General features: G+C 60.8%; 17 protein-coding genes and 1 tRNA gene. 11 read left to right on the top strand and 7 right to left on the bottom strand.

Annotation, left to right across the window (positions count from 1 at the left end; all coding sequences use genetic code 11):
* Window positions 1-71 precede the first annotated feature (71 nt).
* Window positions 72-578 (bottom strand): transcription elongation factor GreB, encoded by a 507-nt coding sequence (greB, locus tag GFJ39_RS04315; protein WP_153430152.1) that lies wholly within the window; start codon window positions 576-578, stop codon window positions 72-74.
* Window position 579: 1 nt separating this feature from the next.
* Window positions 580-2,790 (bottom strand): excinuclease ABC subunit UvrB, encoded by a 2,211-nt coding sequence (gene uvrB / locus GFJ39_RS04310; RefSeq protein ID WP_407645863.1) that lies wholly within the window; start codon window positions 2,788-2,790, stop codon window positions 580-582.
* 169 nt (window positions 2,791-2,959) lie between these two features.
* On the opposite strand from uvrB, the gene GFJ39_RS04305 reads away from it, so the two are divergent.
* Entirely contained in the window at window positions 2,960-3,364 is a 405-nt protein-coding gene (locus tag GFJ39_RS04305) for a hypothetical protein (protein WP_153430148.1), read from the top strand.
* 689 nt (window positions 3,365-4,053) lie between these two features.
* Window positions 4,054-6,273 carry a TonB-dependent receptor family protein gene (locus GFJ39_RS04300; protein WP_228391796.1) on the top strand — a complete coding sequence of 740 codons (2,220 nt, stop codon included), beginning with the start codon at window positions 4,054-4,056 and terminating at the stop codon, window positions 6,271-6,273.
* Window positions 6,274-6,540: 267 nt separating this feature from the next.
* Here GFJ39_RS04300 and GFJ39_RS04295 read toward each other — a convergent pair whose 3' ends face one another.
* The 5 genes from GFJ39_RS04295 to GFJ39_RS04275 all read right to left on the bottom strand — a co-directional run bounded on the left by GFJ39_RS04295 (window position 6,541) and on the right by GFJ39_RS04275 (window position 17,277).
* Window positions 6,541-7,902, bottom strand: coding sequence for an ABC1 kinase family protein (locus GFJ39_RS04295; RefSeq protein WP_153430146.1), 1,362 nt, complete (start codon window positions 7,900-7,902; stop codon window positions 6,541-6,543).
* Window positions 7,903-7,910: 8 nt separating this feature from the next.
* Window positions 7,911-9,719, bottom strand: a complete 1,809-nt coding sequence (locus tag GFJ39_RS04290; RefSeq protein ID WP_153430143.1) for a M3 family oligoendopeptidase — start codon at window positions 9,717-9,719, stop codon at window positions 7,911-7,913.
* 388 nt (window positions 9,720-10,107) lie between these two features.
* Entirely contained in the window at window positions 10,108-14,628 is a 4,521-nt protein-coding gene (gene gltB / locus GFJ39_RS04285) for a glutamate synthase large subunit (RefSeq protein WP_153430141.1), read from the bottom strand.
* Window positions 14,625-16,064: an NAD(P)-dependent oxidoreductase gene (locus tag GFJ39_RS04280; protein WP_153430139.1), complete on the bottom strand. Its 1,440-nt coding sequence runs from the start codon at window positions 16,062-16,064 to the stop codon at window positions 14,625-14,627. Before GFJ39_RS04280 ends, gltB begins: the two co-directional genes overlap by 4 nt.
* A 190-nt stretch (window positions 16,065-16,254) precedes the next feature.
* Window positions 16,255-17,277: a complex I NDUFA9 subunit family protein gene (locus GFJ39_RS04275; RefSeq protein WP_228391790.1), complete on the bottom strand. Its 1,023-nt coding sequence runs from the start codon at window positions 17,275-17,277 to the stop codon at window positions 16,255-16,257.
* Window positions 17,278-17,386: 109 nt separating this feature from the next.
* On the opposite strand from GFJ39_RS04275, the gene GFJ39_RS04270 reads away from it, so the two are divergent.
* The 9 genes from GFJ39_RS04270 to GFJ39_RS14030 all read left to right on the top strand — a co-directional run bounded on the left by GFJ39_RS04270 (window position 17,387) and on the right by GFJ39_RS14030 (window position 23,602).
* Window positions 17,387-17,473, top strand: a tRNA-Leu gene (locus GFJ39_RS04270).
* 63 nt (window positions 17,474-17,536) lie between these two features.
* Window positions 17,537-18,181, top strand: a complete 645-nt coding sequence (locus tag GFJ39_RS04265; protein ID WP_011253367.1) for a ribonuclease D — start codon at window positions 17,537-17,539, stop codon at window positions 18,179-18,181.
* Between the two features lie 19 nt (window positions 18,182-18,200).
* Entirely contained in the window at window positions 18,201-19,199 is a 999-nt protein-coding gene (locus GFJ39_RS04260; RefSeq protein ID WP_153430137.1) for a KpsF/GutQ family sugar-phosphate isomerase, read from the top strand.
* On the top strand, window positions 19,196-20,002 hold the full coding sequence (lptC, locus tag GFJ39_RS04255) for an LPS export ABC transporter periplasmic protein LptC (RefSeq protein WP_153430135.1): 807 nt from the start codon (window positions 19,196-19,198) through the stop codon (window positions 20,000-20,002). Before GFJ39_RS04260 ends, lptC begins: the two co-directional genes overlap by 4 nt.
* The gene (locus GFJ39_RS04250; protein ID WP_153430133.1) at window positions 19,999-20,958 is read left to right on the top strand and encodes an LptA/OstA family protein; all 960 of its coding nucleotides are present in this window, start codon (window positions 19,999-20,001) and stop codon (window positions 20,956-20,958) included. The genes lptC and GFJ39_RS04250 overlap by 4 nt, the downstream gene beginning before the upstream one ends.
* A complete protein-coding gene (gene lptB / locus GFJ39_RS04245) occupies window positions 20,955-21,710 on the top strand; it encodes an LPS export ABC transporter ATP-binding protein (protein WP_325062826.1) in 756 nt (251 codons plus the stop codon). Before GFJ39_RS04250 ends, lptB begins: the two co-directional genes overlap by 4 nt.
* A gap of 9 nt (window positions 21,711-21,719) precedes the next feature.
* Window positions 21,720-23,036, top strand: a complete 1,317-nt coding sequence (gene rpoN, locus GFJ39_RS04240; RefSeq protein ID WP_153430131.1) for an RNA polymerase factor sigma-54 — start codon at window positions 21,720-21,722, stop codon at window positions 23,034-23,036.
* 166 nt (window positions 23,037-23,202) lie between these two features.
* Complete coding sequence (locus GFJ39_RS04235; protein WP_153430129.1) at window positions 23,203-23,445, top strand: hypothetical protein; 243 nt, start codon at window positions 23,203-23,205, stop codon at window positions 23,443-23,445.
* A gap of 4 nt (window positions 23,446-23,449) precedes the next feature.
* Complete coding sequence (locus GFJ39_RS14030; RefSeq protein ID WP_194285284.1) at window positions 23,450-23,602, top strand: hypothetical protein; 153 nt, start codon at window positions 23,450-23,452, stop codon at window positions 23,600-23,602.
* The last annotated feature ends 253 nt before the right edge of the window (window positions 23,603-23,855 follow it).

Raw genomic sequence — 23,855 nt, 5'->3', positions numbered from 1 at the left:
TTCCGGAGCCCTGAAACGGGGCTCCAACCGCAGGGCCTTGCGGGAAACAGCCGAACGCCTGCCCTGGGCGCTCAGTTCGCCGCCACCGCCACAGGATAAACAATCTTCAGGATCTCGATCTCGACCGGACCGCGCGGCGTCTGCAACATCGCCACGTCCCCGACGCGCGTCCGCATCAGCGCCCGCGCCACCGGTGAGACCAGACTGACCTCCCCCCGCGCCAGATCGGACTCGTCCACGCCGAGGATCGTCACGGTATGCTCGACGTCATCCTCGTCCACATACGTCACGGTCGCTCCGAAAAACACACGGTCCCGCGTCGTCTGCCCGGCAGGATCGACGATCACCGCGTTTTCCAGACGCTTGCCCAGAAACCGCATCCGCCGGTCAATCTCCCGCAACCGGCGCTTGCCGTACTGATAGTCCGCGTTCTCCGAACGATCGCCATTTCCCGCCGCCCAGGACACGATCTCCACAATGCGCGGCCGTTCCTTCTGCGCCAGCTCCTTCAGCTCGGCGCGCATGACGGCAGCCCCCTTCGGCGACAGATAATGCGACAGCGGCGTTTTCTCAGCCATGTCAGCGCCCCCGGCCACGCTTCTTCTTCGCCGGATCGTAGCCGCCCCCGCCCGGCCCCAGCGGCACAGGCGTTTTCGGAGCCTTCCGCGCGCCCGGTCGCCCGGCCGTCGAGTTCGCAATCGGCGGCGGCTCAAGCCCCATATCGATCGCTTCCAGACGCTTGACCTCGTCACGCAGCCGCGCTGCCTGCTCGAAGTCCAGATTGGCCGCGGCCTCCCGCATCCGCTTTTCCAGATCCTGAATCGTGGCGGGCAGCGATTTGCCGACGAACTGTTCCGTATCGCCAGATCCATCCGGCGCCACGGTCACATAATCCTGCTCAAACACCGAAGACAGCGCATCGCCAATCTTCGAACGCACCGTCATCGGCGTAATCCCGTGCGCCTCGTTCCATTCCGTCTGCTTGGCCCGACGTCGCGCCGTCTCCTCGATCGCGTATTTCAGACTGTCCGTCATCTTGTCCGCATAGAGCAGCACGCGCCCGTCAACATTACGCGCCGCACGTCCGATCGTCTGGATCAGCGACGTCCTGGAACGCAGGAACCCTTCCTTGTCCGCATCGAGAATGGCCACGACCGAACATTCCGGAATATCCAGCCCCTCACGCAGCAGGTTGATCCCCACCAGCACATCAAACGCCCCAAGCCGCAGATCACGGATGATCTCGATCCGCTCCAGCGTATCCACATCCGAATGCAGGTATCGGACCTTGACGCCCGCCTCCCCGAGATAATCCGTCAGATCCTCGGCCATCCGCTTGGTCAGTGTCGTGACCAGAACACGGCCGCCCTTGCTGATCGCCTCGCGGCATTCATGCAGCAGATCATCAACCTGCCCCTCGACAGGCCGCACATCCGTCACCGGATCGATCAGCCCCGTCGGACGGATGATTTGCTCGGCAAACACACCGCCCGTCTGTTCCATTTCCCACGGCCCCGGCGTCGCGGAGACGAAGATCGACTGCGGCCGGAACGCATTCCACTCCCCGAAGGCCAGCGGACGGTTGTCGATGCAGGACGGCAGCCGGAACCCGTAATCCGACAGCACGCTTTTCCGCGCCCTGTCTCCGCGCTCCATCCCGCCAATCTGCGGCACCGTGACGTGACTTTCATCCACGATCAGCAGTGCATCTTCCGGCAGATATTCAAACAAAGTCGGCGGCGGATCACCCGGCCCACGCCCGGACAGATAGCGCGAGTAATTCTCGATCCCCTTGCACGCGCCCGTCGTCTCGATCATTTCCAGATCAAACGTGGTCCGCTGCGACAGACGTTCCGCCTCCAGCAGCTTGCCGTCTTCGGTAAACTGCGTCAGACGCTGCCGAAGCTCATTCTTAATACCGATCATCGCCTGATTGAGCGTCGGACGCGGCGTCACGTAATGCGAATTCGCATAGACGCTGATTTCCGCCAGATCCGCCGTTTTGTTCCCAGTCAGCGGATCGAACTCCACGATCTGATCGATCTCGTCGCCAAACAGCGACACCCGCCAGGCCCGGTCCTCGTTCTGCACCGGGAAAATATCGATCTGCTCGCCCCGAACCCGAAACGTCCCGCGCTCGAAACCCGCATCATTGCGCCGGTACTGCAACTCCACCAGCGCCTTGATCAGCCGGTCGCGGTCAATGGACCCGCCGACCTCAAGCCGCACCACCATTTTCGAATACGTCTCAACCGACCCGATACCGTAAATGCACGACACGGACGCCACGATGATGACGTCATTACGCTCCAGCAGCGCCTGCGTGGCGGCATGGCGCATCCGGTCGATCTGTTCGTTGATCTGGCTGTCCTTCTCGATATACGTGTCCGACCGCGGCACATACGCCTCCGGCTGGTAGTAATCGTAGTACGACACGAAATACTCGACCGCATTGTCCGGGAAGAACTGCTTCATCTCCCCGTAAAGCTGCGCCGCCAGCGTCTTGTTCGGCGCAAGAATGAGCGTCGGCTTCTGCGTCGCCTCGATGACTTTCGCCATGCTGAATGTCTTGCCCGAACCCGTGACGCCCAGCAGGACCTGGTCCCGCTCCCCGCCTTCGACGCCCTGCACAAGCTCCGCAATCGCCGTCGGCTGATCGCCCGCCGGCTCGTAATCCGATTTGACAATGAATTTGCGGGTCTTCGCCTTCGCGGGCTGCCGCTCCGGCAGGAACTGGGTCAACGGCATTGCGGTCGCATTACGGACGGACGAGGATTCTTTTATGGCCATCATGCCAAGATGGGAAAGCGCATCCCGGACAGCAAGAGCCCTCCCCTCCCTCTTCCCTAAAGACAGCATTCCACCTGCGTATCTTTATGACATTTTATTGCTGAAAGGGATGGAGAGACTCGCGACCTGGCGGTATCAACATTCCCGTATCTTTGAAGGAAGAACGGTCATGGACGTCCAGACGATCGAGCAGACCTACAACCAGCTCCAGCAGCAGGCCCAGCAGTCCGCACAGGCCCTTCAGGCTCTCGGCTCCAAGATGCAGGCCGCCGCCCAGACGGGCGACATGCAGGCCCGCGAATGGTCCCTCGACCTGCGCGAACTCGCCCTCGCCTTCCAGGCCGAACAGCAGCAGGTCACGAACCTCCTGCAACAACTCCACGCGGCCCTCGCCAACGCCCAGCAGGATTACGGCAGCCAGACCACCTATCAGGCCCCGACCCAGCAGGCCCCCGTCCAGCCGGTACCGGACAACAATTTCGTCTCGAACATCCTCAATTCCGGCTTCGCCCGTTCCGTTGAAGCCGGCGCCGGTTTCAGCATCGGCAATGACCTCATCAAGGAAATCTTCTGATTTTTCAGGATATTTTATCCTTTACGCTCTTCGGTACCCCCGCCTGGTAAAGCCTGCACCCCCTCTTCGGACCCGGCTTCCGGCCGGGCCAAGTCCTCTTCGCGTTCCGTCTCTCACATGACAAAAAGCCATGACGAACCGAACCGTCGCTTCGAAGAGGATTCAAGAAATCATATACAAAATACAACGATTTCGGAAAAAAGTTACTTCTGGCATCGCAGAATAAATTAAAATTATTTCAAGAAATCCGAATAAATAATCTCACAGCAAAAATCTCTCTCATCGAATACAGATTATATATTTTCATAAATACGGCATAATCATCCCTTTATTGCTTAAAGAACGATGCAATGAGGTGATGTAATAATGAAACAGAACGACAAAAATACACGCACCCTCCAACAAAATGTTGTTTTGTTTCATTTTTATGACGTAGCGTGAGCTACAGGATTTACATCGCCATGAATTAGGACCAGCCCGTGCAGTCAGACCTGGGACGATATCTGTTATCCGGCGTTGCGTTGATCGGCCTTCTGATCAGCTCTGCGCATGCCGAAACCACCGACCATAACGGCCACAAAACGCATCCGCATCGTTCGACTCACGCGAATCACACCCGCACCACCACTCCAACGCGCCGCGCGCCAGCCCCCCGCAAGCACACGGAAGTCAAATCCGGCTCCGAATCCATGACCGTCCATGTGCGCCGCAGAGGCTCCCACAGCGCGGTGGAAGTCGTATCGCGCGAGACGATGGATCACTTCGTCGCCGGCACGAGCCCGATGCAGATTCTCGCCCTGACGACACCGGGCGCGAACTTCGCATCCGATGATGCTTTCGGTCTCGATACGGTCGCCAACACCCTGTATGTCCGCGGCTTCAACCAGACCCAGCTCGGCGTCTCGCTCGACGGCATCCCGATGGGCGGCCAGGGTTTCCATAACTGGAACGGCCTTGGCGTCGACCAGATGGAAATCCAGGAAAACATCACCAGCCTGACCATGTCCCAGGGCGCGGGCGCACTGGATACCCCCTCGGCCCAGACGCTCGGTGGCGCCATCACCTTCACCTCCTCGGACCCGTCCGACAAGGCAGGTGGCCAGATCAGCCAGCTCTTCGGCAGCTATAACGGTTTCAGAACCTATGGCCGGGTAGACAGCGGCAAGCTGAACTCCAGTGGCACGAAGTTCTACGCTGCCTATGCCCGCACCGATCAGGATCTGTGGAAGGGCTATGGCGATCAGCAGGAACAGCAGGCCAATTTCAAACTGGTCCAGCCGGTCGGTGACCGCGGCAAAATTACGGCCGTCTTCGACTACTCGAACTTCGCACAGTACAACTATCTCGGCCTGACCAAGAACATGTGGCGCAAGATGGGACGCAACACGACCTATCTGAAACCCAATTACGAACTCGCCAAACAGTACGCCTATTACGCCCAGAACGGCGGCGTCCCCGCAGGGCTCGAAAGCGTGCTTTCCAATGACGAAATCGGCGATTATGCCTATGACGGCACCCAGACCCAGAGAAATTATCTTTCGGCCATCACGGGTGAATTCCGTCTTTTCCCGAACGTCACCTCGAAGACAATCGCCTACGCACACGTCTCGAATGGCGATTACAGCGCAACCAACCCGTTCCTGACCTCTCCGACCTCACAGGTCCCGATGGCGATGGAGACCGGCCATCCCGACGTCCGTCGTCTGGGTTTCGTCCAGAACTTCGATATCCACGCCGGCCATAACAACGACATCAAGACCGGCATCTGGTATGAGAACGACCGCTTCAACTACCCGATGATGATGTATGAGGATGGCGTCAACACGCCGCATTCCTCCATCGCCGACTTCAAGAACGGCACCACCTGGTGGTCTGATTCCTTCAACACCAACACGTTCCAGTTCTACCTGCAGGACACCTACCAGATCATTCCAGGAATGACCGTCGAAGCCGGTTTCCGGTCCCTGCTGCAGACAACCCATGGCGGCACCAGCGTCGACAACACCAGCTCGCTGTCCGAATGGGGCGTCTATTACAGCCACCCTGCCTCCGGGAACCTGACGGCTGCCAACGCCTTCCTCCCGCATTTCAACTTCGACTACCACTTCCTCAACCAGCACGAAGTCTATTTCGACATTGCTGAAAACATGCGCGCCTATGACTATTCGGCCCAGAGCTCCAGCGGCTCCCCGTGGTCAGGTCTCGGAAGTGCCTCTAACCCCGCACAGACCGTCTTTGACGAGAACAAGAAGTCCCTGCGCCCCGAGCGGACCTGGAACTACGTCGTCGGCTACCGCTTCAACTCCCACTTCTTCTCCGGAAGCGCGGATTTCTACCACACCGACTATTACAACCGCCTCGCAGCCATCACGAGCGGCTCAACGGGCAACACCTACAGCTCGTTCATGAATGTGGGTCGTGAGACCATGAACGGCGCAGACGTCGCCGGCACGCTCCGCCCCCTGCCCGGTCTGGCCATCACCAACAGCTTCAGCTGGAACGATGCCACCTATGAAGACTCGCACCTGCCCTATAACGGCGGTTATGTGAGCATCAAGGGCAAGCGTCAGGTCTACTACCCGAAGTTCATGTACAAGGCTGACGTGAGCTACACTTGGCACCACGCAACCTTCAACTTCAACACGACGTACACAAGCGCACGTCAGATGACCTACACCAATGATGAGCAGATCCCGGCCTACTGGACGTCCAATCTCAACGTTGCCTACGATTTCGGCACGTTAGGCTTTGCCAAGAATCTCAAAACCTCTTTCGGCATCTCCAACCTCTACAACCAGAACTATATTGGTGGCGTCTATGGCGCAGCCTCGGTGTCTGGTGACGACAATGCAAATCTGTTCGTCGCAGCTCCGCGCGAGTTCTTTGGAACGGTCGCAGCCCAGTTCTGATCCAATCTCCGCGATCCGGCATTCCTCAGGGGCGCCGGCTTCGGTCATACCCTTAATATAACGGCGAACAGATCATATATCCTTTATGATACTAAACTTTCCGTTTCGTTATTTAAGATCGGACTTTTCGGCCCCCTTCCTGATCTTTGAAAATAGTAACGATCAGATCATCGCCTACACCCTGCCCACCAAAGGAATAAAAGCGCAGAACAAAAAAAGAGGCGCTTTCCGCAAAGGAAGCGCCTCTTTTTTCATGACCTTAAACCTTCAAAGCGAAGACAGCGCCGGCGGCACCTTCGCCTTCGCCAGAGCCTCCTGCTGACGCTGCGCCAGCACGTCCACGTCGAAGCCCTCGATCAGTTCCTCGAACATCCTGTGCCAGTTCAGTCGCGCCTCCAGACGCAGGAACGCACTCCCCAGCCCGATCGCCGAACGGTCCATCAGCACGAACTCACGCGGCAGCTTCACACCGCCCGTCCGCTTCAGCCCGTCATAGACCTTCTCCAGAACCTGACGCGCTTCGGCCGGATCATTGCTCTCCTGCATGGAGCACACCCGATCCGTCATCAGCGGCCGGTAGAAGAACCGCGCCCATTCATTCAGGATGCTGGCCGTCTCGCGCGAAATCCCGACAAAGCCCCATTTGCTGTACGCATGGAACGCCAGTTCCTCGTTATTCTCCCGCAGCGCCGTGAACAGGTCGATAACCCCTTCCACAAAGCGTGGCGAAAAGATCCGAACAGCCCCGAAATCCAGCAGATTCAGGCCATAATCGTCCCGCACGGTGAAATTGCCCATATGCGGGTCACCGTGAATGACACCATAGCGATAGACCGGTGTATACCAGGCTTTGAACAGCGCCGTCGCCATCGCGTTCCGGTATTCCTGCGGCAGGTTCTCGCCCAGGACAGTCCGCATACTGCGCCCGCTTACCCAGTCCATGGTCAGCAACCGCCCGGTGGAAAGCGCCTCAACCGGCACTGGTACCGTTACCTCGGGCGTATTCGCGAGCATGTCCCGATACAGCCGCAGATGGCTCGCCTCACGCCGGTAATCCAGCTCCTCGCGCAGCCGGTCCGCCAGCTCGGTATAGACCTCGTCCTGACGGATCGCGGTCTCGAACTTCCGGTAAATGACCAGCGCCGCGCGGAACTGCCGCAGATCCGAATCCACGGCTGCCTGCATGTCCGGATACTGCAACTTGCATGCCACTTCGCGCCCATCGACCAAACGCGCCCGATGCACCTGCCCGAGCGACGCCGCCGCCACGGCCTCGTGGCTGAAAGATCGGAAATGCTTTTCCCATCCCGCCCCAAGCTCCGCCTGCATGCGACGGCGCACGAAGCTCCAGCCCATCGGCGGCGCGTTGGACTGCAAATGCGCCAGTTCGTCCGCATATTCTTCGGGCAATGCGCCGGGAATGGTCGAGAGAAGCTGGGCCGCCTTCATCAACGGCCCCTTGAGGTTTCCCAACGCGGATTTCAGGCCCTCTGCATGAACGCCTTTATCCGTCTTGAAGCCCAGACGGCTGCCCGCCATCCGCGCCGCAATGCCGCCGACCGCGCCGGAGGTCCGCGCCATGCGACGCAGCTCCCCCATGAGGCCGGTGTTGTCGAGATCCCTCGCCATGATGCTCCTCAGTCCTCCTGCTCGAGCTGATCAATCAGTCCCGAGATCACATCCAGTCCTTTACGCCAGAAACCCGGATCTGTCGCATCAAGTCCGAAGGGAGCGAGCAGTTCCTTGTGACGCAGCGTTCCGCCTGCTTCGAGCATGGTGCGGTATTTCGCAGCAAAACCCTCAGGCTTTTCCTGATAAACGCCATAAAGCGCATTCACCAGACAGTCTCCGAAAGCATACGCATAAACATAGAACGGCGAATGCACGAAATGCGGAATATACGACCAGTAGAGGTCATAATCCGGTGTGAAATGGAAGGCCGGCCCCAGACTCCGGACCTGAACCTCACGCCAGATTTCCCCCAGACGCTCCGGCGAAAGCTCACCCTTCGCCCGCTCGTCATGGACCTTCACTTCAAACTGGTAGAACGCGATCTGCCGGACCACCGTATTCAGCATGTCCTCGACCTTCGCCGCCAGCATGTGACGACGGCGCTTCGGATCGCTCTCCGCATCCAGCAGGGACTGGAACGTCAGCATCTCGCCAAATACCGAGGCCGTCTCCGCCAGCGTCAGCGGCGTATCGGCATTCAGATAGCCCTGCTTCTGCCCGGCCAGCGTCTGATGCACGCCATGCCCCAGTTCATGCGCCAGCGTCATCACATCCCGCGGCTGCCCGCGATAGTTCATCAGGATATACGGATGCACGGACGGCACGCAGGAATGGGAGAACGCCCCCGAAGACTTGCCCGCCACCGGAGCCGCATCAATCCAGGGATGCGTCAGGAACCGGTTCACGATCTCGCCCAGACCCGGATCAAACCCGGCATAGGCCGTGCGCACGATCTCCTTGCCCTGCTCCCAGTCGATCTTCCGCGCCTCAACACCCGGCAGCGGCGCATTGCGGTCCCAGTGCTCCAGCTTTTCCAGCCCGAGCCACTTCGCCTTGAGCGCATAATACCGGTGCGCCAGCCGCGGATAAGCCTCGTCCACCGCACCCACCAGCGCATCGACGACCTCGTCCTCGACCATGTTCGCCAGATTGCGCGCACTGGTGGGGCGCGGATAACCCCGCAGCCTGTCCCCGATCGCCTTGTCCTTGGCGAGCGTGTTGGTAATCATCGTCAGCAGACGCGAATTCTCACCCAGAACCGCACTGATCTGCTGCGCCGCGGCCTCGCGCTTCGCACGATCCGCATTCGTCAGCAGATTGAACGCCTCGCCCAGCGGCTTTTCCTCACCGTCGATCATGACACTCAGCGTCGCCATGGTCTCATCGAACAGCCGGTTCCAGGCATTTCGCCCCGTCACCGACTTGTCCATCAGCACCTGCTCGACCTCGTCGGAAAGCTGATACGGCCGGTACATCCGCAGATCCCGCAGATACGGATCCCATTTGCGCATTTCCTGCGCCTCGCAGATCCGCGCCAGAACCTCATCAGCTATCCGGTTCAGCTCCAGCGTGAAGAACATAAGATCGGAGGCCACCTCCGTCATCCGCTCCTGCACACCCTGCGCAAAGCGCCCCCAGACCGGATCGGTCGTATGCGCCGCAAAGCCAAGGCTGGAGAAAGACCCGATCTTCCCCAGGCCCTCCTCGATCGCTTCGTATTCCGCAAACGCTTTCGCAAGCTCCACGCCCGTCAGCGTCTCCAGACGCCCCTTATACGTTTCGCAGAAACTGTGCGCAGCTCCGGCCCAGCGATCGAAATCCGACGCCAGAACCGGATCTTCCGGTGAGGCATAGAGGTCAGAGAGATCCCAGCGGGGCGGCATCTGCTCCCCGGAGGACGAATGCGGCGTGCCGTCAGCGGCAGAAAAGAGCATGGTCATATCCTGACCTTAAAGCCACAATCCCCCCCGTCAAACGGGATGTTGATGACAAGACCGCAGTGTCAAAACCCCCATCGAATCATAATAATGCCCGCAACCCCGGATCTTCCGCCAGTTCATGCAAAAATACCTCATCCAGGCATTTGAACATCCGACAGAGTCTGAAAATCTTCGGGAGTGAAACACACGTCCCGATCTGATGCCCACGGTTGTCATTCCCGATGTCCTGACCTGCCATAACGGAAGCCTGTTGCGCATGGCGACGCCGGACCCTGTCCTTCCATCTGGCCGTACTCGGGTCCTACAGTGTGTCTCTGCTCCTCAGCAAAGCCATTTCATCACAGGTCAACGTCAGGTCAGGCTACAGGAGCGATCATCTTCGTCAGGCCGAAAGCTGGGACAGGTCTTCCTGAACATAGCCGATGATCCGCGCATAATCGCGCGGCACGACATGCCAGAACCGCTCCAGCGTCCGCTCCCAGCAATGCAGCAGATCCGCAGCATAGGTACTGCCCGTCTCGGCAACATGCCGCTCCACAAGTGCGCGAAGCTCCCGATCCCAGAGGCTGCCAGCCTGCACGCGGCTCCAGATCACCGTATCGGGGTTGATCTGCGCCTCGAACCGCCCCTTTACATCCAGCACATAAGCCATGCCCCCCGTGAAACCGGCGCCGAAATTGTCGCCCGTCTCCCCAAGGATCACGACCGTCCCGCCGGTCATGTATTCACAGCCATTCGAGCCACAGCCCTCGACCACCGCCGTCGCTCCCGAGTTTCGGACTGCGAAGCGCTCACCCGCCTGTCCGGCCGCAAACAGCGTCCCCGCCGTCGCTCCGTACAGTACCGTATTGCCGATGATCGCGCTCTGCTCCGACGCCCACTGCGCCGCCGGTGACTTGCGGACAACGATCGTCGCGCCCGAAAGCCCCTTGCCGACATAATCGTTGGCATCGCCCTCGACCTCGATCTTGAGCCCCTGCACACCGAACGCCCCCAGAGACTGCCCGGCAGATCCTCGCAGCGACAGAGTGAGCTGCCCCTCAGGAAGCTCCTTCATGCCGAACTTGCGGGTAATCAGGCCCGAAACCCGCGTACCGATCGCACGATGGGTGTTCTGCACGGTGTAGTGCAGATGCAGCTTTTCCCGACGTTCGAACAGCGCCGTCGCATCGGGAATGATCTGCCCGTCCAGCGTCTCAGGCACTTCGTTGCGCCCCTCACGGGTGCAGAACCGCGCATGTTCGCCCGGATCGGCCTGAACCAGCAGGGAGTTCAGATCCAGATCGTCCAGATAGTCCGCACCACGCGACACCTGACGCAGCATATCCGTCCGTCCGATCACCTCTTCAAGCGACCGCACACCGAGGTCCGCCAAGATATGCCGGATGTCTTCCGCAATCAGCGTGAACAGGTTGATGACCTTCTCCGGCGATCCCCCGAACTTCTCGCGCAGCTTCTCGTCCTGCACACACACGCCCACCGGGCAGGTGTTGGAATGGCACTGACGCACCATGATGCAGCCCATCGCCACGAGCGCTGCCGTACCAATACCGAACTCTTCCGCGCCCAGCATCGCCGCCATGACAACGTCGCGACCCGTCTTGATGCCGCCATCCGTCCGCAACACCAGACGATGACGCAGACGGTTCAGCATCAGCACCTGATGCGCTTCGGACAGCCCCATTTCCCACGGCAGACCCGCATAATGGATCGAAGACTGCGGGCTCGCCCCCGTCCCGCCCGAATGACCGGAAATCAGGATCGCATCCGCCTTGGCCTTCGCCACACCGGCCGCAATCGTGCCGATGCCGGTCCGTGCGACCAGCTTGACCGTGACGGTCGCCGTCGGATTGATCTGCTTGAGATCATAAATGAGCTGCGCCAGATCCTCGATCGAATAGATGTCATGATGCGGCGGGGGCGAAATCAGCGTCACCCCCGGCGTCGCATGACGCAGACGCCCGATCAGTTCCGTGACCTTGAAGCCCGGAAGCTGCCCGCCCTCGCCGGGCTTCGCACCCTGCGCCATCTTGATCTCGATCTCGCGGCAGTCGTTCAGATACTGCGCCGTCACACCAAAACGCCCGGACGCCACCTGCTTGATGGCCGAAGACGCATTGTCCCCGTTCGGACGCGGCTTGGAGCGCTCGGCATCCTCGCCACCCTCACCGGAATCGGACTTCGCACCGATCCGGTTCATGGCAATCGCCAGCGTCTCATGCGCCTCGGGACTCAGCGCCCCCAGCGAAATCCCCGGCGCCACCAGACGACGGCGGATCTGCGTGATGCTCTCCACTTCATCCACCGGAACCGGCGCATGGGTCGGCTTGAAATCCAGCAGATCACGCAGCGCCACAGGCGGCATCTGACGCACCGCATCCGCGTAACGCCGGTACAGCGTAAAGCTGTTCGCCGTCACCGCACTCTGGAGCATGTGGACAAGCTGCCCCGAGAACGCATGCGTCTCACCCTGACGCCGCAGCTTGTAACGCCCACCCACGGGCAACGCCTCAACCTTCCGGTCCCACGCCGCCGCATGTGCGCCAAGAACGTTCCGCGCAATACCCGGCAGACCAATCCCCGAAATCCGCGACGGCATGCCGGGGAAGAACTCAGCCACCAACGCGCGGGACAGCCCGATCGCCTCGAAATTATACCCGCCACGATAGGCGGAGATGATCGAAATGCCCGACTTGGACATGATCTTCAGCAGACCCTTGTCCACAGCCTTGCGATACCGCTCCATCGCCTCACGCAGCGACATCTTGCCAAACAGCCCGCGCCGCAGCCGATCCGCCACGCAATACTGTGCCAGCGCCGGGTTCACCGTCGTCGCACCCACGCCAATCGTCACCGCAATCGCATGAACATCGATCGCCCCGGACGTCCGCACGTTCAGCGACGTGAACGTCCGCAGCGAATTGCGTACCAGATGGATATGCACGGCCGCGGTCGCGAGGATCATCGGAATCGCAACCCGCGTCGCATCCGTATTGTCGTCCGTCAGGAACAGATGCGTACACCCGCCGCGAACATGATCCTCAGCCTGCGCCCGGATGGATGCAATCGCCGCCCGCAGACCTTCCTCGCCCTCTTCGGCCGGGAACGTGCAGTCGATCACGCCCGCATTCTCACCGCAGACCTTCCGCAGTTCGTCGAACTCACCAATCGTCAGGACCGGGCTCGGCAGCTGCAACAGATCGCACTGCTCCGGCGCCTGATCGAGAATATTCCCCAGATTGCCCAGCCGCGTAATCAGGCTCATCACCCGCGTCTCACGCAGAGAATCGATCGGCGGATTCGTGACCTGACTGAACCCCTGACGGAAATAATGCGCCAGCCCGCGATAAATCTTCGACAACACCTGAAGCGGCGTATCATCACCCATCGAGCCCAGAGCCTCGGCCGCGTTCTCCACCATCGGGTGCAGAATGGTCTCCAGCTCCTCATGCGTCAGACTGACCGCCACCTGATGCCGCCGCAGCACATCCGGATCGAGCGCCTCGGGCTCGACCACATCGCGCACGATTGGCTCGATATCGCGGATGCGCTTCACCCAGCTCTGGAAATCCTGACGCGACGCCAGCATTTCGAGCAACTCTTCAGACTGGTAAAGCCGTCCTTCCTTCAGATCGAGCGCCAGCGTCTGCCCCGGCCCAAGCCGCCCGCGGCTTTTGACGCGCGCATCCGGCACCCGGACCATTCCGGTCTCGGACCCCACGATGAGCAGACCATCCTGCGTGATGCTGTAACGCAGCGGACGCAGACCCGCACGGTCCAGCCCCGCCACAACCCAGCGTCCGTCCGTCGCACACAAAGCTGCCGGACCATCCCAGGGCTCGATCACCGCATTGCAGTACCGGAAAAGCGCCCGCGCCGCATCCGACATCGCCGAGTTCGCCCCCCCTGAGGCCGGTACCAGCATCGTCTTCGCCATCGGTGCATCACGCCCGGCGAAGGTCAGCAGTTCGAACACATTATCCAGCACCGCCGTATCCGAACCCGCAGCCTGCACCACAGGCTTTAGGTCCGCCATGTACGGGTCCAGATCCGGATGGGCGAGCCGCGTTTCATGCGAGCGCATCCAGTTCGTATTGCCCGAAATCGTATTGATCTCGCCGTTATGCGCCACCTTGCGGAACGGCTGGGCGAGTTTCCAGGTCGGGAACGTATTGGTCGAATAGCGCTGATGGTAGATCGCAAACCGCGACACGAACCGTTCATCCAGAAGATCCGGATAAAAATCTGTCAGGTTTTCAGCAAGGAACATGCCCTTGTAGATCACCGAGCGGCAGGACATCGAGCACACATACAGATCAACCTGCTGCGCCGTCGCCTGCTTCTCGATCCGCCGACGCAACACGTACAGGTCGCGCTCGAACTCGTCCTCGGACCGGCCAAGCCGGTTGCGGATCATGATCTGCTCGATTTCCGGGCGCGTCTGGTTGGCCTTCTCGCCAATGCACGCCGTATCGATCGGCACCTGACGCCAGCCATAGATCCCGTACCCGAAGTTCAGGATCTCCGTTTCGATGATCTGTCGGCCCCGCTCCTGCGACCCCAGATCGGTCTTGGGCAGGAACACCATGCCGACCGCAATGCGCCCATCGATCGTATCGTCGCTGGAGCTGTTATGGATCGCCTCGGCAAAGAAATCCTGCGGGATTTCAACATGGATGCCCGCGCCATCGCCGGTCTTGCCATCGGCATCGACCGCACCGCGATGCCAGATATTGCCCAGCGCCTCGATGCTCGCCAGAACCACACTGCGCGACGGCTTGCCATCGAGCGACGCCACCAGACCCACACCACAGGAATCGCGCTCCTGTGACGGGTCATACAACCCCTTCAGACGCTCGACGTTCTCGGCATACTCGCGGATGAAATCGTTATTCTGTGTCATTCCGCGGCCTCCAGAGCACCGGTCATTGTTTCAGTCAGATGATGATGGATCGCATCGGCCGCATCCCGGCCATCCTTGATCGCCCAGACGACCAGGCTCGCCCCGCGCACGATGTCGCCGCCGGCGAACACACCCGGCAGGCTCGTCTCAAAGCCCCCCGGCGGCACCGTCAGCGTGCCCCAGCGCGTCACGGCCAGCTCGGGGGCCGCGAACTGCCCCGGTAGATCCTCGGGATCGAAGCCCAGAGCCTTGATGACCAGATCGCCCTCGATCACGTCATGCTGCCCCGTGCCCTCGATGGACCGACGGCCCGACGCATCCGGAGACCCCAGACGCATCTTCAGCACGCGCACGCCCGACACACTGCCGTCTCCAAGGAACGCTTCCGGCGAACCCAGCCACTCGAACTGCGCCCCTTCTTCCTCGGCATTGTAAACTTCCTGCCGCGACCCCGGCATGTTCGCCCGGTCCCGACGGTAAACACAGGTCACACGCTCGGCACCCTGACGGATCGACGTACGCACGCAGTCCATGGCCGTGTCCCCACCGCCAATCACCACGACCCGACGCCCTTTCGCATGAAGCGCTGCATCCTCGCCCGGATCTTCGTCATAGCCACGACGGTTGGATGCCGTCAGGAAGTCGATCGCATCGACAACGCCTTCAAGCCCGGCCCCTGGCACCTTCACATCGCGCGAGCGGTACACGCCCGTTGCAAGAAACACCGCATCATGCCGCGCCCGCAGATCCTCAAGCGCCGTCTCACCTTCGCCCGAACCGACAGGCGTGGAGAGATGGAACACGATCCCCTGCTCTTCCAGCAGCGCATGACGCCGCGCCACCACATGCTTTTCCAGCTTGAAGCTCGGAATCCCGTAAGTCAGCAGACCGCCCACACGGTCCTGACGCTCATAGACATGAACCTCATAACCCTGCGCCCGCAGCCGCTCCGCACAAGCCAGCCCCGCAGGACCAGACCCCACGATCCCAACACTGCGCCCAAGTTCACGATCCGGGAGTGCCGGCTTCACCCAACCCTGCTCGAACGCATTTTCCGTAATGAACCGCTCGACAGCACCAATGGTGACGCTTTCAAAGCCCTTGTTGATAACGCAGTTGCCTTCGCACAGCCGATCCTGCGGACAGATCCGCCCGCAGATCTCCGGAAACGTATTCGTCGCGGACGACATCTCATACGCTTCCTCAAGCCGGTCTTCCGCCGTCAGCTTCAGCCAGTCGGGAATGTTGTTTCCCAGCGGACAATGCACGGAGCAGAACGGAATCCCGCACTGCGAGCAACGCGACGCCTGCTCTTCCGCACGGCTGCGCGCGAACCCACGGTAAATCTCCCCGAAATCCTGACGGCGTTCGTGCGCGTCGCGCTTCTCGGGAAGCACCTGGGGGTGGGTGACGAACTGCAACATGCGTTCGGCCATGCGTCGTGTCTCCTGCAAAACATGCCCGCCCGACCACAAACCCCGGACGCACATCAGACCTGTCCGAATGCAGCTATTCCGTCAGTTTCTTCAATAACAGTCAGTGACACTGACCTTTCATACGAAATGACCCATCTTCCTGTCGCATGGGCCATTTTTCACATATCCATTTAGGTCCGTACCGGTCCAATCACTTCCGGAAACGCCGCCAGCTCTCACAAACACTACCCTTCAGATAATCCGGCACAACACTCCGCATCGCCGTCGGCGTAATCCCGAGCGACTGAAGATTGTTCGCCCCCGGCTGCACCACATTATCCAGACCCATCATCACGACCTGATCGCGCGTCAGCAGATGTCCCGGCAAGGGCTCCAGGATTTCCGCCTCCAGCTTCGCCACACAGTCCGGTACCGGCAACAGAACACGACGCCGCCCCGAAGCCTCAAGCACGAAGGCCATCAGCTCTTTCATGGTCAGCACATCCGGCCCACCCGCCTCGACCGTCATGCCCGCACGCTCGGGCGTCACCAGCGCCATCGCCGCCCGCGCCACATCCCCCACATAGACCGGCTGGAACCGCGTCCCCGACGCAAACACCGGGAGCACCGGCGAGAGCTTGGCAATCAGCGCGAACATGTTGAAGAAACTGTCCTCGGGCCCGAAGATCACCGAAGGCCGCAACAGCGCCGCTTCGGCAAACACCTCCCGCACCACACACTCGGCCAGCCCCTTGCTTCGCCCGTAATTCCCCGGCGACTGTATCGAAGCCCCGATGGCGGACATGTGCAGATACTGCTCCACCCCCTCGTGCCGGGCCACCAGCGCCGCCAGCCGCGCCCCCTCCACATTGACCCGATGCATCGCCTTCACATCCGGCGACATGATCGAGACGAGATTGATCCCCGCATCCGCCCCGCTGAACAGACGCTCCAGCGCGGTCACATCATTCACGGACGCTTTGACGAATTCGACACGCCCGTCACCCGGAAAGCGTGCCAGCGCCTGATCGCCCTCGGGATTGCGACTGCCCACGCGCACCACATGCCCCGACGCCACCAGCCGCCCCACCAGTTCGCGGCCAACAAAACCCCCGCCACCCAGAACCGCCACAACCCGCCCCACGGATCGCGCGCCCCTGTCCGCCCCGCTCCCCTCATAAATCCAGTCATCCATGCCGCCACCGGTGCCCTCTACGGAAAAATTCTTACGCATTTTCGCTTTTCTTCCAGTTTGGCGGTTGACGCCCCACACATGCAGGGGTAAACGCCTCTTCACCGAGCCGGGATGCCTCAGGAAACTGAAAAAACCCGGTGCTTTCTGAGCCCAGATGGCGGAATTGGTAGACGCGCAGGTTTCAGGTACCTGTGTCCGAAAGGACGTGGAAGTTCGAGTCTTCTTCTGGGCACCACAGACGATCAGGCGACAGATCGCCTCGATCCTCTGGTGATCAAAAAAACTTGGTGACAATAGAATGAGCCAGCAGAACGCCATCCATCTTTATGACGGCGATCTGCCAGACGACTTCGATCTCGGCCCTCTTGTCGCCATCGATACCGAGACCATGGGTCTCAATCCCCATCGTGACCGCCTCTGCCTCGTCCAGCTCTCAGCCGGCGACGGTGAAGCCCATCTCGTGCAGATCAAACCGGTCTCCATGGGCGGCCGCGGCTACGACTGCCCGAATCTCAAGGCCCTCCTGACAGACGATTCCGTCACCAAGCTGATGCATTTCGCACGCTTTGACGTCGCAGTCCTGCAGAACGCCTTCAACATCACAATCCCGTCGGTCATCTGCACCAAGATCGCCGCCCGACTGGTCTACACCTTCACCGACCGCCACGGCCTGGCCTATCTGTGCCGCGACCTTCTGGGGGTCGAAATCTCCAAACACCAGCAGAGTTCGGACTGGGGCGCACAGACCCTCACCCCCGACCAGCTCCGCTATGCCGCTTCGGACGTGCTGTATCTTCACGCATTGTGGGATAAGCTCGAAGCCATGCTGATCCGTGAAAACCGCCGTGACCTCGCGCAGGCCTGCTACGATTTCCTTCCGGCCCGCTGCCGACTGGACCTCATGGGCTACGAAGAGCCCGACATTTTCTCGCACCGCGCCTGATTTCCGGCCTGGCCTGAACATGCACCGTCCGTCGCCCCGCCCCTTCCGTACTGCGCTCGATTCGGCGCTCCAGACCGTCTCCATCGAGCGCGAAGGTCTTCAGGCGCTCGAACACGCCCTCTCCGGCCCGCTCGGAGAAGCCTTCTGCGAGGCCGTGAACCGCATCGTCCAAAGCGAAGGCCGCCTGATCGTCACCGGGATCGGCAAATCCGGCCATATCGCCCGCAAGGTCCAGGCTACCCTCGCCTCAACCGGAACGCCCTCCCTTTTCCTGCATCCCGCGGAAGCCGCCCATGGCGATCTGGGCATGGTAGCCCCCGGCGACCTGATCCTCGCCTTCTCCAATTCCGGCGAAAGTACCGAACTCGCCGCGATTCTGGCCTATGCCGCCCGGCAGAACCACTGCGTGATCGCCATCACCTCGGTCGGCACCTCCGCCCTGGCCCGCGCTTCCGAGATCCCTCTGGTCCTCCCCAGCAGCACCGAGGCCTGCCCGATGGGCCTGGCACCGACGACCAGCACCCTGCTGCAACTCGCCCTTGGCGACGCGCTCGCCCTCGCGCTGCTCGAAAAACGCGGTTTCACGGCCCGCGATTTCGGCGCTTTCCATCCCGGCGGCCTCCTCGGCGCCCGCCTGCGCCCCATCAGCGACCTGATGCACACGGGGGACGCCCTGCCTCTCGGACAGGGCAGCCTCCCGCTGCGCTCCGTCATTCTCGAGATGACACGCAAGTCATTCGGGTGCATGGGTGTGACTGATGACAATGGTGTACTTCAGGGCCTCATCACGGACGCCGACCTGCGTCGCGCCCTCTCCGGTGACCTCGACACGACCACGGCGAAAGACGTCATGAACGCCGCCCCCGTCACCGCCACTCCCACCACGCTGGCGCAGGACGTGCTACAGCTCATGAACCAGCGCGAGCGCCCCATCACGAGCCTCTTCATCGTGGATGAAGACCGGCGCCCCACAGGCATCGTCCACGTCCACGACCTGCTGCGAAGCGGCCTGTCATGAACGGCCCCAACCCGGATGCTCCCGGCCCCAATGCTCCGGACTCCGAAAACGGCGAGCCCCGCATCCGCCGCGAGGATTTTGACCCGGACCGCACCGAGAGCCTCGCCCGGCTGGACGATCTGCGTCGCGCGGCCTTCCAGCGGATCCGTCAGGCCCCAGACGCCGAACAGCTCGCCCGCCGTCGCTCCCTTCTGGCATTCGCCAAATGGGCGCTGCCGGGTCTGGCCCTCGTCCTGCTCAGCTCCATCGCCGCCTGGCCCGAGATCTCCCATCTCGTAAACCAGAACCGTGCCGCCCTGAAGGAAATGGCCCGCCTGCGCGTGGAAAGCGGCAACATGGAACAGGCCACCTATCGCGGCCTCGACGCTCATAACCACCCTTACATGATTACCGCCCGCACCACCCGCCAGCAGGGCCCCGATCGCGTGGATCTGGTCGATCCCGTCGCCGATATCCAGCTCTCCGGCAACTCCTGGGCCCATATCCGCTCCGACCGCGGCGTCTACATGCAGCACGAGCAGACCCTCGATCTCGACGACCACGTCGTGCTCTACCGTGACGACGGCCTGCTCATGAACGGCCCCTCCGCCGATCTGGACCTCAAGGCCGACGTGATCGCATCCCGCGACTGGGTCCACGCGGAAGGCCCCTTCGGCCGGCAGGACGCCCAAGGCTATTTTCTGGACCAGCATGCAGGTATCATGCAGTTTACAGGACCGGGACTGACGGTCCGCAACGACGACAACGGCCCTCCGAGTGCGGCGGCCCGCCTGCGCCTGCAAGGACTGAAGACCGAAAAATGACTCCCCGCCCCGCAGCCTTCCTCCCCCTCCTCGTCGCTCTCCCCCTGGCCCTTCCCTCCGCGCCGGCGCATGCGGACGGACTGGACATGTCCCATGGTGAAGCGGTGCAGCTCTTCTGGAAAAAGGAAGAGATCTACGATCGCAATGCCCAGACCGTGACCCTTACGGGCGGAGCGCGGGCCGTGCGCGGAGATACGACGGTCGATGCGGACACGCTGATCGGGTATCTGCGCAAGAAGGCGCCCGCTCCCGGACAGCCCGCTCCCGCGCCGACACCGGCCGACGGCAAAAGCGCCAGCAGCAACGATCCGATGGGCGGTTCGCTTGAACTGTACCGGATCGAAGCGCGCGGCAACGTCCATATCTACAACCAGACCGATCAGGGCTGGGGCGATCATGCGCTGTACGACATGGATCAGGGCGTCATGGTCATGACCGGCAAGCATCTGAAACTGACCACACCGCAGGACGTTCTGACGGCCCGCGACGTCATGGAATATCACTCCAAGACGCGCATGTCGGTTGGCCGGGGCGATGCGACCGTCACGACCAATGACGGCAAGCAGGTCAAGGCGGACGTGCTCGTCTCGTTCAGCAAACCCAACGACGCGCCTGCTCCGGGACAGTCCGCAAAACCGGGGCAGGCGGCCGCAGATTCGTCCAATCCGATGGGCGGCGGTTCCTCGAAGCTCGACCGGGCCTATGGCTGGGGGCATGTCGTTCTGCGGACCCCGACCCAGACCGCCACGGGCGATCGTGGCGTCTATGTTTTCGATACCCAGATCGCCCGCCTGATCGGCCATGTGCATGTCACGCAGGGGCAGAACCAGAACAATGGCTCGCAGGCCATCGTGAACATGAAGACCGGCATCGCAACCATGCTGCCGGGCACGGATTCCCCCATTCAGGGGCTCGTCGTGCCGAACGAGGCAAACAGCAGCCAGGCACCCAAGTGACAGACAGCCATATCCCCTCTCAGACACCCGCAACCGGTCTGGTCGCAAGCGGCATCGGCAAGTCCTACAAGAAGCGCGCCGTCGTCAAGAACGTCTCGCTTCAGGTGCAGCGCGGCGAGGCGGTCGGCCTCCTCGGCCCGAACGGCGCGGGCAAGACGACCAGCTTCTACATGATCGTCGGTCTCGTTCAGCCCGACACGGGCACCATCACGCTGGACGGCGCCGACATCACCCAGCTTCCGATGTATCGCCGCGCCCGCCTCGGCGTCGGCTACCTGCCACAGGAAGCCAGTATTTTCCGTGGCCTGAATGTCGAGCAGAACATCATGGCCGCTCTTGAGGTCGTCGAACCCGATCCGGAAAAGCGCGACCTGATGCTCAACGGCCTTCTGGCCGAATTCGGCATCACCCATCTGCGCCGCTCGCCCTCGCTGGCGCTATCCGGCGGTGAACGTCGCCGTCTGGAAATCGCCCGCGCTCTCGCCAGCCAGCCGAACTACATCCTGCTGGACGAACCGCTGGCCGGCATCGACCCGATCGCCGTCGGCGAAATCCGCGATCTTGTCTCGCATCTGAAGGATCGTGGAATCGGCGTGCTGATTACGGACCATAACGTCCGCGAAACGCTCGAAGTCATCGACCGCGCCTATATCATGCATGGTGGTCAGGTGCTGATGGAAGGTACCCCCGAAGCCATCGTCGCGAACGAAGACGTCCGCCGGGTCTATCTCGGAGAGAATTTCTCGCTGTAACATGCCGGGATGCTTGTCCCGGGCCTGATCCAGCGTCAGTCGCAGTCTCTTGTCATGACGCCCCAACTGCGTCAGGCGATTGCGTTGCTGCAATATACGCAGACCGATCTCGCCCAGCATCTCAGGCAGGTCTGCGAAACCAACCCCCTCCTCATTCTGGAGCCCGGCGATACAGCCTCTGACGCTGCATCGTCCCCGGACGACTTCCACGACGACGACCCGGACCGCTTCACCACCGCGCCTGAACGCCCGGAAGCGGCGGCGCCACGTCCCTCCGCCCGGGACGAACTGCTTCTCCAGATCCGCCTTTCGTTTCCTCCGGATGAGCAGAACGCGGCGCTGCATCTTCTGGACAGTCTGGACGAAAGCGGCCGCCTGCCCGTTTCGGTAGCGGATCTTGCGGGCAGGCTTCACATGGAGGCTCGAAGGCTCGAAAAAATCCGCCAGATTCTCATGCATCTTGAGCCTGCGGGGCTGTTTGCACGCTCGCTTGAGGAATGTCTGGCCGCCCAGCTTCGGGTCCGTAATCGCCTTGATCCCGCGATGCGGACCCTGCTCGATAATCTGGATCTGCTCGCCCGCCGCGACTGGCGCAAACTCCGCGAGAAATGCGCCCTAGATCAGGACGATCTGCTGGACATGCTCGCCGAGATCCAGGCGCTGGATCCCCGCCCCGGCCTCAACCTGCCGCCCCCCGCGCCGCCCATTGAACCCGACCTGATCGTCCGACCCAACGGAGCGGGTTTCCGCCTGACCCTCAATACACGCCTGCTACCGAGACTCCGCCTCGACGGCACGCTGCGTGCGCGGATCGACAGCCACACTGAGACCGGAAAAGCCCTCCTCACCTACGCCGCCGAAGCCACAGCCCTGATCCGCGCGCTGCAAACCCGCAAACAGTCGCTTCTGACTGTTGGCCGTGCCATTGTTCAGCATCAGGCCGCTTTCCTGCGCGACGGCCCCACTGCCCTGCGCCCCCTGACCATGCGCGAAATTGCCGAACACACAGAACTGCACGAAAGCACGATCAGCCGTATCGTCAGCAGCAAATACATTGACACCCCACAGGGCACCATTCCGCTCAAACTGTTCTTCTCGACAGCTCTCACGTCCAAAGACGGCACCACCCAGAGCGCCCATGCCATCCAGCACCGTCTTCAGGCCCTGGTTGCGGCCGAAGGCGACAATGTCCTGTCCGACGACGCCCTGACAGCCCTTCTGCAAGAGGAAGGTTTTTCCATCCAGCGCCGCACCGTCACCAAATATCGCGAAGGTCTTGGCATTGCGAAATCCAGTCAACGCAAAAGACTTCGCCGCACCTCGTAAAACGGCTGACCGGGCTCGCTCCGTAAAAATACGGAAGGTCCTCTCCCTCTCAGGTACCAGAAGACCTCAATTTTCCCGAATTCACTTGAAAACCATATATGTCAAACCATGTTTAACCTATTGATGGCGTTCTCCAGCAGCGCTCAAAACAGCCGAAAGTTTTCCAATGTCCAGCGACCATCCTCCTCATGAATCTTCCAGCCTGCACCATCTCGCCGAAAAAGCGCATCGCCAGCCCAAACTGCTGACGAAAAGCGAAGTCGAGGAACTGGCCCATTTCGTCCTCAAGGGTGCTGAAGGCGCGACCGAGGAGCAGAAAGAAATCGCCAAACGCGCTCTGCACAATCCCGAAGGCATCGAAAGCGCCGACATCACCGCCCTCGCCACCCAGATCCTGACACGGAAGTAAGACCATGACCGGCCATTCCCACGAACTCCCTTCCCAGCAGAAACTCGAGCACCGCCTGAAGGAAGTCGAACGCGACCTCTCCCGCGCCGAGAAATCAGACCCCGAGCGCATTCATGCCCTCAAAGCTGAAATTAAAAAAATCCAGCATGAAATGTAGCATTTACCCCCTTAAAGAAACTCAGATATTTAATAAATATATTTACACTAAAATGGTATTTTAATTACAATTATTATAAAAAATAATATTTATTATTGTTTATTTTATCCTCACGAAGATATTTTCTTTCTGATGAACATTGCCTTCCCTATTAACTATTTTCTTTTAAAATTTTATCCTATCTTTTACAAAGAAGGCTTTGTCCAAATCGTTCAACAGGCATGAGAAATTAGAGATGTTAGAAAAATCCGAT

Origin of the sequence: Gluconobacter aidae, assembly GCF_009547075.1 — a bacterium.
In the GTDB taxonomy this organism is placed as follows: domain Bacteria; phylum Pseudomonadota; class Alphaproteobacteria; order Acetobacterales; family Acetobacteraceae; genus Gluconobacter; species Gluconobacter aidae.
This window is presented reverse-complemented; position numbering and strand designations above follow the sequence as displayed.